Origin of the sequence: Rhodococcus qingshengii JCM 15477 (genome assembly GCF_023221595.1) — a bacterium.
GTDB classification, from domain to species: domain Bacteria; phylum Actinomycetota; class Actinomycetes; order Mycobacteriales; family Mycobacteriaceae; genus Rhodococcus_F; species Rhodococcus_F qingshengii.
Map to the genome: position 1 here is coordinate 1,039,425 of NZ_CP096563.1, position 13,847 is coordinate 1,053,271.

Genomic DNA, 13,847 nt, shown 5'->3' on the forward strand with positions numbered 1-13,847 from the left:
TTGCTACTTACTTCGGGACATCGATTGGCGGCCGTACCAGGTCGTTCCGTCGGGGATGGACTACCTGTAATGAGTGAATCACCAAGAGACTCCAGCGCCGAACCTGCCATTGTCGACATCGTCGGCGTCGGGTTCGGTCCGGCCAACCTCGCGTTGGCCATTGCTGTCGAAGAACACAATGCAAATTGTGCGGCCGTTGATCGGGTGAACGCGCGGTTCTTCGAAAAGCAGTCTCAGTTCGCGTGGCATCCCGGGATGCTGCTCGACGGTGCCACCATGCAGATCGCGTTTCCGAAGGACCTGGTGACGTTCCGGAATCCACAGAGCGGATACAGCTTCTTCTCGTATCTGTTCGAGCAGGGTCGACTGGTCGACTTCGTCAACCACCAGACCTTCTTCCCCACACGCCACGAATTCAACGACTACCTGTGCTGGGCAGCTCGACGAGTCGACGCGGACGTGCAGTTCGGTACAACCGTCGACGGGGTCGAGGGCATCAAGAACTCCGACGGCGTTGTCGATCGCTTTGCGGTTCGCACCGCCGACGGTGAAACGGTGATCGCGCGCAACATCGTTGTCGGAGCCGGACTGAAAGAGCGGATCCCGGAGTGGGCGACGCCTTCGTCGCGGTGCTTCCACAATCACCAGTTCCTCTTCCATCTCGAAGCAATGCCGGAGCCCGTACACAACCGGTTCGTCGTTCTCGGCGCCGGCCAGAGTGCCGCGGAGATCGTGGACTACCTGCACGCGAACTACCCGAACGCCGAAGTTCACAGTGTTTTTGCCCGCTACGGCTACAGCCCGGCAGACGACAGCCCGTACGCGAACCGCATCTTCGATCCCGAAGCCGTCGATCAGCTGCACGGTGCAGACGCCGCGGAACGACGCCGACTTCTCGATTTGCACCGCAGTACCAATTACTCGGTCGTCGACATCGAACTGATCAACAAGCTGTATGCCACCGAGTATCAGGAGATGGTTCGTGGGCCGCGGCGACTGTTCATGCGTCGGGCCTCGGAGATCACGAGTGCCGTGGAGACCGAATCCGGTATCGAACTGGCTGTCCGTAGCAATCTCGACGGCTTGACCGACACGCTGGCGTGCGACGCACTCATTCTGGCCACGGGTTTCACCCCGGCACCTCTGGACGATTTGTTGGGTGAACTCGTGCCGGATTCGTCCGTTCCGCGTAACGTCAGTCGGGATTATCGACTGGCTGTAACGGAGGACGTGACAGGCGGTATCTATCTGCAGGGTGGGACAGAACAGACTCACGGATTGACGTCGTCGCTGCTGTCGAACGTGGCAGTGCGGGCGGGGGAGATTCTCGCGTCGGTGCTGAGCCACCAGAACCGAACTGGTGCGCTTGCTAGTCTGGGCGCACAAGACACGTACGTAACGAGTGAGGCGAGATGAGCACTAACCCTTTCGATGACGAAGACGGCCGCTTCTACGTGCTGGTGAACGACGAGGACCAGCACTCGCTGTGGCCCACGTTTTCCGAGGTCCCCGCCGGCTGGCGAGTGGTGTTCGGTGAAGACAGCCGCAAGGCGTGCCTCGAATACGTCGAGGCCAACTGGACCGACATGCGTCCGAAGAGCCTGCGTGAGGCCATGGAAGCCGATCAGGCTGCCGGTGGAAAGCACGCAGTCGAGAGCTGATTCTCTCACCGCTCGGAACCCCCGAGACCCCGAGTGAACAGAAAAGAGCTGGGCACCGTCGGGTGCCCAGCTCTTTCTGCTTGAACGACGCCTACTTCTCGGTGACGGGAACTCGACGCCTGCGCTTGCGGACCATCGGGCGACGTAGCGAGTCCACGCGCATCAGAATCCGTGGACGACGCAGCGTGCGCGCTCCCCATTCGCCGAGCGTGACGCCCGCGGCCAGGGCGCAGCCGATGCCGAAGGCCGACAGCAAGGCAGTCAATCCGATCAGTACCTGGTCGTTGAGCAGCGCGTACAGGCCTCGGTACAGCGACAGACCGGGGAGCAGCGGAGTGATGCCTGCGACCGCGACAACCAGCGGAGGCGTCAGTGCGCGGCGAGCCATCAGACCACCGGCAAGACCGACCACGGTTGCGGCGATTGCGGCGGCGATCACGGGACCGACGTCGAGTGTCTGCACGAAGATCGACACACCACTGCCTGCCGCACCGCCCAGGAACGCCGCGGTGAGTGCACGCCTCTCGGCGTAGCAGGCGAGCGCGTAGAACACCGACGCACACGCGCCGGAGAGCATGAGGATCGGCAACTGCGTGATGGTGGAGACTTCCACATTGATCGGTGGAAGCGTCGAACCCAACATCCCGGTCATTCTCAACGAGATTGCGACGCCCGCGATGATGCCGCCCGTCATCATCACCACTTCGAAGAATCGCGCGACAGCTGTAATGGGTGCACCCATGATCGCGTCCTGGACCGAGCCCACCAACGACAGCCCGGACAGTAGAACGACCACTCCGGCCGCGATGACCAACGACGGCCGGATACTGATCCCCAGCTGGTCCTGAAATGTATAGAGCGTGGCGGCGGGCGCAGCCGCGATGAGACCACCGACAACCTGCTGGAAGAAGAACGGTAATCCGAACCGGTTCAGTACGCGGTTGACTCGATCGATGACCATTGTCGTCAGAAACGCGACTGTGGCAACGAGGAACCCGCCGCCGAGCAGGACGGAGACCGAAGCCGCCATCGCCGCCCAGGCCATGGTCGCGGTCCATCGGTTGTACGGGTGCGGCGCCGTCGTGATGGCTGTGAGCGCGTCGTGCGCTTGGTCCGGTGTGATCGCCTCACGGCGGATACGACGTGTCAGACGGTCGACGGCCGCCAGCCGCGTGAAGTCCATCGAGCGGTAGTGGACGATGCGCATCGTGCTCGCCGGCGGTCGCGTCGGGCCGCGATAGGCAGAGAGCACAATCGAGTTGTAAGTGACGTCGACGTCACACTGGGCAAGGCCGTACGTGGCGGCGATGAACTGCACCTGCTCAGCGGTGTCCATGGCCGCGGTTCCGGATGCGAGGAGGACTTCGCCCACCCGAACCGCGAGGTCCAGGACCTCTGCGACGACGGCGTCGTCTGTCAGGTCGATCGGTTGAAGCGGTGCGGGAGCCGACGTGACCGTGTCGACGGTGGCTTGCCGGTTTCCCGTCAGGCGTGTGAGTACTTCGGTGAATTTCGCCATCAGGGGGCGGAGTGGGAGTTGCGCATGGGGCCCACGCTATCTAACGTGACCCGCGCGCGGCCACCGTGACGGCTTGGATATGATGGCTCCGCAAAGTCAGTCGCGGCAACGCGTCGGTCTTCGCCTCCTTAGCTCAGTGGTAGAGCACTCGCCTTGTAAGCGAAAGGTCGTCGGTTCAATCCCGACAGGAGGCTCCGAAAGAGGAGGCACTCACCAATGTGGTGGGTGCCTCTGTATTTGCTGAGGTGCCGATAGGCGCCCGGTTCAGTTGGTCTCGGGCTTGTTCGTAGCCTGGCGCGGGTCGATCGCGCCGTCGATGTACTGCTGGGCGATCACTCGCAGTTTGACGTTGCTGCGCTGCGAGTCCTGGATGAGAATGCGGAAGGCTCGGTCGGCGTCGACGTGGTGGGTGCCCATGATGATGCCCTTGGCCTGTTCGATGACGCCTCGCGATTCGAGTGCTCGCTCGAGGTCCATTGCGTGCTTTCTGGCGATGTCGAGGCGCTGCGAGCTGTGCAGCGCGTAGGCCGAGGTCACGGCGAACAGTTGGAGCAATGCCACGTCGGCGCCGGTGAAACCTCGGAGGTCGTGGCTGTAGAGATTGAGGGTTCCGAGCGGGCGTTCCCGGCCAGGCAGTGGCATGGACAAGAAGCTGACGGCGCCGACTGCCTTTGCCGCGCTTGCGAATTGAGGCCACCGGCTGTGGGCTTCGCTGGCATGTGCGCGGACAACGGTTCCCGTGCGTGACGACGTCACACTCGGTCCGTAGTCCAGTCGGAATTGGATCGAGTCGACGGTGCGAACAAGTTGGTGGGTGGCGGCGACGGTTCGGAATGTCGTGTCCGAACCGCCGATGGTAATTCCGGCCATGTCGGCGTCGGCGATGAGATCGACGGCATGCCTGCAGACTTGTTCGAGAAATTGCTCGGCCTGGGCATGTGGATCGAGGTGCGCGTACAGCGATTGCAGGGCGTCCGAGGCGGCGTCCAGGCTGTCCTGCGACGCGGAATTTCGGCCCCCGGTGGGGCCGCGGTGTCCTCTGGCGATGCGCGGCGCCGTCATTGTCTCAACCACCCTTCCCCATCACGTCGCAGGCATGTCCGATTCGTCTCATTGTTGCACCGGACTAACTGTTGTGCACTCTGTTTCGGTGGACAAGTGTCTGATGGGGCGGACGGTTATGTGAAGTGGTCTGCGTATGCCCAATCGTGATGTTTGATTCGGCCGTTAGCGGGTAGTGCGCCGATCTTGGAATTATGTTGTCCTGCAACAGTTAACGTGGAAACTGCGACCGGGGTACAAGTTTTCTCCGCAATGGCGCGCAGGTCACGAACTTGGCCTATTGTCAGCGCCAGCGCACAATCTTGTACGCGTAACCCGTAGACAGTGAAGGGGATACGACGATGAACGGACTGATCGCGGCTCTGAACAGTGGAATGACCGTTGGCTTGGCCAACACGATCCTGACTTTCGGCGGAATCATCATCAACCTCAACATCGTGATCAACAACTGACCGCGTAATCGGCGAGTAACCGTTTGTTATGCCGATTCGATCGGAAGGTCCGGTCCTGGGCGGTCGCTCTTGCTCTTGAGCCACCGATTGGGAAGTTTGCCGGCAAGTTCTCCGAGTGGACCGACTGCAGCGCTGAGGATTCCGACGGTTTCCTGAAGGACCTCGATGCTCGCGCTCATCCGCTCGAGGTTGGGGGCGAGGGAAGTCAAGGTGTCGGACAGTGCAACGATCTGGTCAAGCGGGCCGCCTTCGGCGATGAGCCGTTCGAAGGCGCCGTTCTCTGCCAGGAGTGTTTCGAGGATGCCGTTCTCGGCCAGTGCGCGATCGATGACACCGTCCTTGGCAGTCAGGCGTTCGACGGCACCGTCTTGCGCTGTCAGGCGTTCAAGCGGACCGTCCTCCGCCATCATTCGGTCGAGGAGACCGTCCGGCGCGAGCAAGCGTTCCAATGCGCCGTTCTCGGCGAGCACCCTATCCAGCGGTCCGCCGGGGGCAAGAAGTCTTTCGAGTGGTCCGCCGGGAGCGAGTAGTCGTTCGAGAGTGCCGTCGGGTGCAGTCAGTTTGTCGACCGGGCCGCCGGGAGAGAGAAGTCGATCGAGTGGCCCACCGGGGGCCAAGGCCTGCCCGATGGGCCGATCGTCAGCGGTGAGCGATGACAACTGCTGGATCATCTGCATGGGTCCGCGGGGGCTTGCCAAGCCGGCAGCACCCGCCGTCACGGCGCCGGTATTGCCGACGGCGATACGAACTGTCGTGACCGTCAGCTCGGCGATTCCCAAACTGATCTCTGCGGCTGCAATGCCCGCGCGTAGGGGAAGCGTGAGCATCTCCAGCAGTTTCATGCGTTAACTGTAACCGGTAACACACAAACACTCACCAGGATCGCCGGTCAGTGAAGGACCTTCAGACCGACGACACAGCCGACGATGCCCAGGATCAGCAGTATCTTGACGATCGACGTGGACTCCGCGCCGGTGATCATCGCATATCCCACAGTCAGGGCGGCGCCGATGCCGACCCAGATCGCGTAGGAAGTCCCGATGGGAAGGGTACGCATTGCATACGCGAGGCCGGCCATACTGACGATCAGGCCGAGGACGAAGACGATGGTGGGCGACATCTTGCTGAATCCGTCGGACTTACCGAGTGCGGTAGCCCAGACAGCTTCGAAAAGTCCGGAAATGACGAGCACGATCCATGCCATGGTGAACAACTCCCAAGGCACCGTCTTTTCGCTGGCCGGGTACGGTGCGCTCGTCCGGATGTCGTCGTTGACCACCCAACCATAGCAACAGAATTCTGCGTTCCGACCCGATCAGCTGGCGATTTAGGTCACCACCGCCGGTCGAACCCGCTTCAGATGGATGCTCGTCACGGCCACCACGATCGTCGCCGTCGCAGCGAGAACAGCCAGAGGAATCGGCGTGTTCACGGCGGCCGGTCCGTGTTCGACGAGCGGACCGGTAGACCACCCGAATTCCCGCGAGCCCGGGTCCAATAAGGTCGGTGAAACCGAGAACAACGTGAAAGCGACGGGCAGCATCGCCCCGCTCGAGACTGCTTCGACGGCAACAGGCATGCATGACGTGACGGCCAGTCCCAGCGCAAGCGGGAGGACGAGGACGTAGGCAACCGTGGTCGGGGCGGCATCCAGCAATCCCGAGAGTGCAGTCACGGCAAGGAGTCCCAGCCCGAGTTGCGGCATCGGTCTTCTCCAGCCGACGACGACGCCCAACGCCAGGGCAGCAGCTCCCGCGGGCATCGCCCAGGTCCAGTCGGATGGAAAGGAAATCGAGCTGACCGAAACCGCACTGACTGCCAGTCCGACGAGTACGAAACGACCGTCGTGTGGCGGCAACCGCCAAGCCAGTGCGACGGTAACGGCAACCGCCAATAGCACCGCGATCACCCATGACCCAGGTGATGTCGTCGAGCCCAACCACACATAGAGGGCCGTGAATACCAGGGGCAGAACAACTCCCAGCTTCACCAGGCGTGCGTCGATGTCGCCCGGCTCCTGATTCGGTCGTGCGAGTGCGGCGACTCCACCCACGAGAAGAGTTGCGGCGAGCAGAATCCAGACGGGAACCGTGGACGGCACGGGGTAGGAATCGCCCGGAAGTGTGAGCGACCACCTGGGGACGCGATCGCGCCACAAGTCCGCTGCGCCGAAGTACAGGGTCGTCGTGGTTACGCCGAGTCCGAGAGCGGTTTGTGCTCCGCGGTGACCCTTCGTCGGAAATGCCGCTGCCGCGAGGAAAGCGCCTGCTCCGACTGCGTTCAGAGTCACCGAAATCTGGGCGGAGACGGGGACGAATGCAGGTAGCGCGATGGCGAGGGCGCCGACTACAGCGAAGACACTCGCGAGACCGCCACGTCCCCAGCGATGCAGTAGCGCTACGCCGACGGCCGCAACCACCGCGGCAGTTGCTCCCGCCCACTGCGGCGTGATCACCACCGAGATAACGCCGGCGTCGGAGAAGGAGAAGTCGTCAACTCGGGACTCGGCCACCGCATACGCAGCCACCGCACCGCCGACCAGCGCAGACGCCACGGGGCCGTAAAACCGCACCCATTGATCCCGGCTACGTTGCTGCATCATTCGTCGCATTTTCGCATAACTCTCCGATGCCCCTGACCGTCACGTCGCCGTGCGGATCCATCTCCGGTGGCGCGAAGCCGGGATCCTCGCCGAGATCGGAGTTGTTGGTGAACAGAGGAATACGCCAGGTTAAGCATTCCACGTTCCACAGTGGAGATAGTGACATGCCGCATCTTTCCGGTTCGTGGGCATGCGCCCAGCTTTGCACCTGCACCCAGCCGTTCACAGGAAGCTCCCAGGGAACATACAGCGGGAATCCAGTGGCAGGGGAGAAGATGGTTCTCGTGACCGACAAGACCCCCGAAGCCCGCATCCTCGTTGTCGACGACGAACCCACCATCGTGGAGTTGCTCTCCGTGAGCCTCCGATTCCAGGGTTTCGAGGTGGCAACTGCTTCGAGCGGCGCCCAAGGCCTGGACGTCGCACGGACATTCCGTCCCGACGCGATCGTTCTCGACGTCATGATGCCCGGGATGGACGGCTTCGGTCTGCTTCGACGCCTGCGCGCCGACGGTGTGGACGCGCCGGTCCTGTTTCTGACGGCGAAGGATTCGCTCGACGACAAGATCAGCGGCCTGACCCTCGGCGCGGACGACTACGTGACCAAGCCGTTCAGCCTCGAAGAAGTCGTGACGCGGTTGCGGGTCATCCTGCGCCGCGCCGGTCGCGGTGTCGCGCCGGAGCAGTCGCCGCGGGTGAAGTTCGCCGACATCGAACTCGACGACGACACCCGCGAGGTCTGGAAGAAGGGCGAGTTGGTTGCACTCTCGCCCACCGAGTTCACACTGCTCCGATACTTCATGGTCAACGCCGGGACGGTTCTCAGCAAACCGCGGATTCTCGACCACGTCTGGAATTACGACTTCGGTGGGGAGGTCGGAGTTGTCGAGTCCTACGTTTCCTACCTGCGGCGCAAGGTGGACACGGGGGAGACACCGCTGATTCACACATTGCGTGGGGTCGGCTACGTGATGCGTGAACCGCGGCAATGATCGCCGCCGCGGAAAACGATCAGCTTCCGAAGCGGGGTCGTTTCCGTCTCCATTCACTGCCGCTGCGCTTCACCCTGGTTGCGGCCTTGCTGGTGTTGGCCGCGCTGGGTCTGTTGGCGTCGGGTGTAGCGGTCACTTCTGCTCTCGAGAACTCACTGACCCAGCGAACCGACAAAACGCTGTACGAAGCGGTCGACGGTTGGGCAAAGCCGCACAGCAGAGATCTGCAGCCGCCCAGTGACGTCGGCCCGGGCACCCGCCCACCCAGCCCCTTCTTCGTTCGGACCGTGACACCGGACGGACGGGTGATCATCCTGAACGACAAGTCGACGACGACCGAACCCGACCTGTCGAAAGATTCCACCAACGGCCCGATCACCGTCGGATCGAGCGACGGTTCGGACGTGAACTGGCGGGTTCTCACGACGGTCCGCGACGGCACGACCACGACTATCGGTGTGCGACTGACGGATAACGAGCAGACCGTCGACGACTTGGTCGGCCTGCAACTCGGCATCGGCCTGGTTGTCCTGCTGATCCTCGGCGGCGCAGCGTATTTCGTGGTTCGTCGGAGCCTCCGTCCGCTTGTCGAGGTGGAGGAAACTGCCGCTGCCATTGCCGCCGGCGACCTTCATCGACGTGTTCCGGAGCGCGATGACCGCACCGAGGTCGGTCGACTGTCCGTGGCGCTCAACGGAATGCTCGCGCAGATTCAGCACGCATTTGCCGCGACCGAGGCTTCGGAGGAATCGGCCCGGCGTTCCGAGGAGAAGATGCGTAGGTTTGTCGGCGACGCGAGCCACGAGTTGCGCACACCCTTGACGACTATTCGTGGGTTCGCCGAGTTGTATCGCCAAGGCGCCATGACTGATACGGAAACGCTGATGAACCGGATCGAGGGCGAGGCGTCGAGGATGGGACTTCTGGTCGAAGATCTGCTCATGCTGGCACGACTCGACGAACAGCGTCCACTCGAGAACAAGCCTGTGGATCTGCTTGCAGTTGCGGCGGATTCGGTACAGGCGGCACGAGCGATCGCACCGGATCGAACTGTCGAACTTCAGATGACCGGCGGCCCAGGCCTGCCCGAAGTGCATGGTGACGAGGCCAGGCTGCGTCAGGTAGTTGCCAATCTGGTGGGCAACGCGATCAAACACACTCCGCCGGATGCGCAGGTCACCGTTCGTGTCGGTACGACCGAGAACTCCGCGGTGGTCGAGGTTTCGGATACCGGTCAGGGTTTGAGTGACGAGGATGCCGCGCGGATCTTCGAGCGTTTCTACCGCGCCGACACCTCTCGCACCCGTGAGACCGGGGGCGCCGGTCTCGGCCTGTCCATCGTTTCGGCTTTGGTTGCAGCGCACGACGGAACCGTCAGCGTCGAGACCTCCCTCGGGCAGGGGACGACGTTCCGCGTCGAATTGCCGCGTGACCCGAAGGACGACTGACGCCGGATTGCCGCAACCGGTCCCCTCAGAAGTAGGTGTGCACCGTGCCGACGACGCGGTAATCCGAATCGACCTCGGGAATCAGTGACCACTTGTCGAATGTGGTGCAGGGATGCGAGATTCCGCAACCGAGCAGATCGCCGACCTTCACGTCGAAGTCAGCCGGAACGTCGACGTACGCGTGCTGGTCGTTGAGTGCGGTGATCGTCAGCTCTCGCGCTGATCGGTTGGATCCGTCGCGTCGGCGCCACAGGACTATGGGAAAGCCTGCGTCGGAACCGACATCGCGGCGGCCGAAGCCCAGGATCACCCGTCCGGGTTCAGGTATGGAGAGCACTACACCCCAGACCTCTGCGGCTCCCTGCAGAGTTCGCGGACCGTCAGCCCACGGCGAAGTTTCGGCATAGAGACCGTGATCATGGGTGATATAGCAACCGCTGCGCAGCACGATGCGTACACCGTTGTCGAGTGCCCACCGGCCGGCCAGCTCGCGTACAACCAGATCGTGAAACGCACTGCCGCCGAAAGTGACCAGTGGCCTGGGAGCCTTCGCGGAGTTGTTCTCGAACAGGTTCTCGGCAATACAGATTTCCGTGAAAACCCGCGCGGATTTGAGATACGAATCGACGGAGATACGGCGGGCTGCTACCGAGGCTCCGGGCATCATGCCCTCGAACCCCTCGACTCCGGTGAGAATCAGCGAAGGTGCCTGCGATGCTGCGCGTGCGACGTCGAGTGCTTGCTCGACAGTGCGAGCGCCCGCGCGTCCGCTGTCGTAGCCGAGTTCGACGAGAACCCGGATACGGCTGGCCGGTGAGACTTTCGCGATCAACTGTTCCATCAGGCGGACGCTCTCGACCGAGTCCACGAGGGTGGTGACGAAGAAATCGGGGTCGGTGGCCTGGGCGTCGCAGATCCACCGAATACCGGCGGGATCGAGAACCTGGCTGGCGATGATGATGGTGTCCACACCGAACTCACGCAGAATGCGTGCCTGCGCAACGGTTGCGGCTGTCATCGCCCAAGCCCCGGCGTCGAGTTGCCGTCGAACCAGTTCGGGGCTCATCGTGGTCTTCGCGTGAGGCGCCAGATCCACATCGTGGTCGGAGCAGAACTGCGCCATGAGGTCGACATTGTGCGCGATCGCTGCACGGTTGAGTGTCATCACGGGTAGCAGGAGGTTGCCGTCGAGTGCCGAGATCCCCAGCGGCTCGAGGTCGGAACCGTCGCGACCTTCGAGGTCGGTGCCGAAGGCCTTGTGCTGCCAACCGATCGGGGGGTTCGCGAAATCCGTCATGGCATCGATTGTGCCGTTGATTGCAGACGATGTGTTCATGTGTGGTGACTTTCTGTCAGAACTATGCAGGTCAGAATGAGATCCGGCTACGAGCGGCGTACCGGGCGACCAGGCAACGCGTCCTGGACCACGACACCGTCTTCGACGACGGGTACTCCGCCGACCAGCACGCGGCTGATACCGGTGGAGGGGCGGGTGCCGTCGATGTACGTGGCGTTGTCGGTGATTCGCTCGGGGTCGAAAACGAGGATGTCCGCGTCGCTACCGGGGCTGATCCGACCTTTCGTCGCCATCGAGGGAACCGACTCCTCCAGAATCTGCGCAGGGATCAACGAGCAGCGCGCGATTATCTCCGACAGCGACAGCAGCCGACGCTCGCGGTACAGCGTACGAATCGCACGTGCGTAGGTGCCGGCGCCGCGGGGGTGGCCGAGTGCCTTCTTCGGCAGTGGCCACTGCAATGAGTCGGCAGGCGAACGGCCGGGCCAGGTCAGTGGCATCGCGTCGCTCGCGATGGCGGCGCGATCGAAAGTCATCGCCCGTTCGAGGAATTCGCGCTGCACGGTGTCGTTCTCGTCGAGGAACTCCACCAGCACCAACCCACCGGGGTCGGTGGCCCGAAGATGTTCCAGCTGCTTGCGGTCCGCGATACGTTCACCGGTGGGTACGAATGTCAGCGACCGTGGTGTCAGATTCATCAGGTGCAGCTTGTCGGGATCGAGAAACGCAGCTCCGACGGCCGTCGACCCGGAACCGTACGGATACGCCTCCGTCGTGACGCGCGATCCGGCTGCCTGAACCTGCGCCACCACCGACAGCGCGTGGTCGACGTGCATTCCCGAGGTGCTGTTGACGTGGCAGTAGTGCATGTGTGCGCCGGTTTCGGCTGCTGCACGGGCGATTTCGACGGCACCATCCACCGGGCTCGACGGATCGGCCGAGATGAGAGGGCGCGCATGGGTATAGGTGGGAACACCGGCTCGCGCCGCGAGATCCGCCACCTGTAGGTACTCCACCGGATCGGATTTCGGCGCGTACCCGACCACCACGCCGATGCCGAGAGCGCCTGCGGCCAGATCGTTTTCGAGGATTTCGAGAATGTGGGCGCGCTGAGAGGCGGTGGGCTCGCCCTGCCAGCTCGGGGAACCGAGATGGTGCAGGAGCGTTCTGATGTCGCCGTCGGGATCGGCCCCTGAGAGTTCGATCATTCGGGCGTGCGCCCACGACGTCGCGTAGCCGTAGTTGATCGGGCGGCCCTCGGCGCCGGCCCGGGCATATGCCTTTGCAACAGGAATGACGCCGGCTTCCAGTTCGAGGGCCGTCGTGACTCCGTCCAATGCCTGAAGTCGCTGCTCGGCGATTTCCTGTCCGTGGCTGTGCAGGTCGATGAATCCGGGGCAGATGACCTGACCGGTCACGTCGATCGTCTGCCGGGCTTCGATCGCGTCGCGACCCCACGCCGAGACCTTGCCGTCGGTGATCGCGATGCCCCGAACCTCGTCGGTCCCCGATGCGGGATCGACGACACGGCCGCCGGTGAACACGATGTCGTGGACCTGCATCAGCGCTGCACTCCTGTCGTTGGTCGAACCGCCTGGCCCGGCGAATGTCCCGATGGTTTCACGGCTCGGGTATCGGATTCTGGTGTGAACGTCCCAAATGGAGGCCGACTCACCGTTCGAGCGGACAAGAAACGGATGCGCTCGAGTGTGAAGGTGAAAGCGAAGTTATCAATTCAGCCGATTGAGATCGATGGAGGACAGGAATGCACGTCTATATTTCGGTGGACATGGAGGGTATCGCGGGTATCGCGACGCTCGATCAGACGATCCGCGGCGGTGGCGGCTACCACCGTGCGCAGATGCTCATGACCGCCGAGACCAATGCCGCGATCGCCGGTGCGTTCGACGCCGGTGCGACGAGCGTCCTGGTCAACGACAGCCACGGAACGATGGACAATCTGCTTCACGCCGACCTGGATCCACGGGCGCGTCTGATCTTCGGAACACCGAAGATGCAGTGCATGGCGGAGGGACTGACGTCCGATCACGACGTCGCTCTGTTTGTCGGCTATCACGCACCAGCCGGTGGGCCCGGCGTCCTGGCGCACACGTTCTCGAGCTTGTTCGCCGACGTCCGCCTCGACGGCAAGTCCGTCTCGGAGACCGACGTCAACACCCTCTACGCTGCCACCCAGGGCGTTCCCGTCGGCCTGGTGACGGGTGACGACATCATCTGCGGCTTGGTCGACGCGGCCTCGCCGACAACCGAGACCGTCGAGGTCAAGAAGGCACATGGATGGTCGGCAACCAATTCGCTGCCGCCGTCGCTGGCGTGCGAGCAGATCCGAGCAGGAGCCGAGCGCGCAGTGCGTAAGGCCGACACACTGAAGCCGGTCGAGCTGCGTGACGAATGGACCCTCGAGATCGTTCACCCCACCACCACAGGAGCTGAACTCGCCGAGGCTGTTCCCGGCTCGCGACGGATTTCGGATCGTACGATTTCGCACACACTCGGCAGCGTCGACGACATTCTCGGTCTGATCACTGTCAATGCCCGGCTTGCAGCCGCAGGCGTCTCGACGATCGTGGCAGTCGCCAATCGCACGTAGTGAAGTAGCGACTCCATCGCGAAATGCCGCCGACGCCGTGTGCGCCGGCGGCATTTGTCATCTCTTGGGGCAGAACATGTTCCGACCGACCAAACGTTGCTTCGGCTATTGGTGAAACGGACCAATGCGGTAGACGTGTTCGCTGTCACACTTCATCAGTCTTTTCAATGTTCCAGTCCATGCGGCACAAGACAATTCGGGAG

13 protein-coding genes, 1 tRNA gene and 1 riboswitch are annotated in these 13,847 nt (G+C 62.8%); of the genes, 6 read left to right on the plus strand and 8 right to left on the minus strand.

The features are described from left to right. Positions 1–69: 69 nt before the first annotated feature. On the plus strand, positions 70–1,416 hold the full coding sequence (locus tag M0639_RS04730; protein ID WP_007734359.1) for a lysine N(6)-hydroxylase/L-ornithine N(5)-oxygenase family protein: 1,347 nt from the start codon (positions 70–72) through the stop codon (positions 1,414–1,416). Next, complete coding sequence (locus tag M0639_RS04735; protein ID WP_003945538.1) at positions 1,413–1,661, plus strand: MbtH family protein; 249 nt, start codon at positions 1,413–1,415, stop codon at positions 1,659–1,661. The genes M0639_RS04730 and M0639_RS04735 overlap by 4 nt, the downstream gene beginning before the upstream one ends. 91 nt (positions 1,662–1,752) lie before the next feature. On the opposite strand, the gene M0639_RS04740 is transcribed toward M0639_RS04735, so the two are convergent. Continuing rightward, a complete protein-coding gene (locus M0639_RS04740; protein WP_007734361.1) occupies positions 1,753–3,180 on the minus strand; it encodes a threonine/serine exporter family protein in 1,428 nt (475 codons plus the stop codon). 122 nt (positions 3,181–3,302) lie between these two features. On the opposite strand from M0639_RS04740, the gene M0639_RS04745 reads away from it, so the two are divergent. Next, positions 3,303–3,374 (plus strand) — tRNA-Thr (locus tag M0639_RS04745). 70 nt (positions 3,375–3,444) lie between these two features. Here M0639_RS04745 and M0639_RS04750 read toward each other — a convergent pair. From M0639_RS04750 to M0639_RS04770, 5 genes are all read right to left on the minus strand, one after another. After that, on the minus strand, positions 3,445–4,242 hold the full coding sequence (locus tag M0639_RS04750) for a GAF and ANTAR domain-containing protein (protein ID WP_003945473.1): 798 nt from the start codon (positions 4,240–4,242) through the stop codon (positions 3,445–3,447). A gap of 478 nt (positions 4,243–4,720) precedes the next feature. Beyond that, entirely contained in the window at positions 4,721–5,536 is an 816-nt protein-coding gene (locus M0639_RS04755) for a hypothetical protein (RefSeq protein ID WP_003945831.1), read from the minus strand. 47 nt (positions 5,537–5,583) lie between these two features. After that, positions 5,584–5,898, minus strand: a complete 315-nt coding sequence (locus M0639_RS04760) for a DMT family transporter (protein ID WP_007734365.1) — start codon at positions 5,896–5,898, stop codon at positions 5,584–5,586. 14 nt (positions 5,899–5,912) lie between these two features. Then, a riboswitch (guanidine-III (ykkC-III) riboswitch) is annotated at positions 5,913–5,978 on the minus strand. Between the two features lie 43 nt (positions 5,979–6,021). After that, a complete protein-coding gene (locus M0639_RS04765) occupies positions 6,022–7,296 on the minus strand; it encodes a hypothetical protein (protein ID WP_231914997.1) in 1,275 nt (424 codons plus the stop codon). After that, positions 7,280–7,522 carry a hypothetical protein gene (locus tag M0639_RS04770; protein ID WP_230691619.1) on the minus strand — a complete coding sequence of 81 codons (243 nt, stop codon included), beginning with the start codon at positions 7,520–7,522 and terminating at the stop codon, positions 7,280–7,282. Before M0639_RS04770 ends, M0639_RS04765 begins: the two co-directional genes overlap by 17 nt. A 49-nt stretch (positions 7,523–7,571) precedes the next feature. Between M0639_RS04770 and M0639_RS04775 the strand changes: the two genes are divergently transcribed. Both M0639_RS04775 and M0639_RS04780 read left to right on the plus strand, forming a co-directional pair. Next, positions 7,572–8,288 carry a response regulator transcription factor gene (locus M0639_RS04775; protein ID WP_007734368.1) on the plus strand — a complete coding sequence of 239 codons (717 nt, stop codon included), beginning with the start codon at positions 7,572–7,574 and terminating at the stop codon, positions 8,286–8,288. Continuing rightward, positions 8,285–9,736 (plus strand): sensor histidine kinase, encoded by a 1,452-nt coding sequence (locus tag M0639_RS04780; protein WP_003945873.1) that lies wholly within the window; start codon positions 8,285–8,287, stop codon positions 9,734–9,736. The genes M0639_RS04775 and M0639_RS04780 overlap by 4 nt, the downstream gene beginning before the upstream one ends. A gap of 25 nt (positions 9,737–9,761) precedes the next feature. Here M0639_RS04780 and M0639_RS04785 read toward each other — a convergent pair whose 3' ends face one another. Together M0639_RS04785 and M0639_RS04790 are read right to left on the minus strand one after the other, a co-directional pair. Beyond that, on the minus strand, positions 9,762–11,072 hold the full coding sequence (locus M0639_RS04785; protein ID WP_064074153.1) for an alanine racemase: 1,311 nt from the start codon (positions 11,070–11,072) through the stop codon (positions 9,762–9,764). Positions 11,073–11,119: 47 nt separating this feature from the next. Further along, complete coding sequence (locus M0639_RS04790; RefSeq protein WP_064074152.1) at positions 11,120–12,595, minus strand: amidohydrolase family protein; 1,476 nt, start codon at positions 12,593–12,595, stop codon at positions 11,120–11,122. Positions 12,596–12,798: 203 nt separating this feature from the next. On the opposite strand from M0639_RS04790, the gene M0639_RS04795 reads away from it, so the two are divergent. Continuing rightward, positions 12,799–13,644, plus strand: coding sequence for a M55 family metallopeptidase (locus M0639_RS04795; protein ID WP_007734371.1), 846 nt, complete (start codon positions 12,799–12,801; stop codon positions 13,642–13,644). The last annotated feature ends 203 nt before the right edge of the window (positions 13,645–13,847 follow it).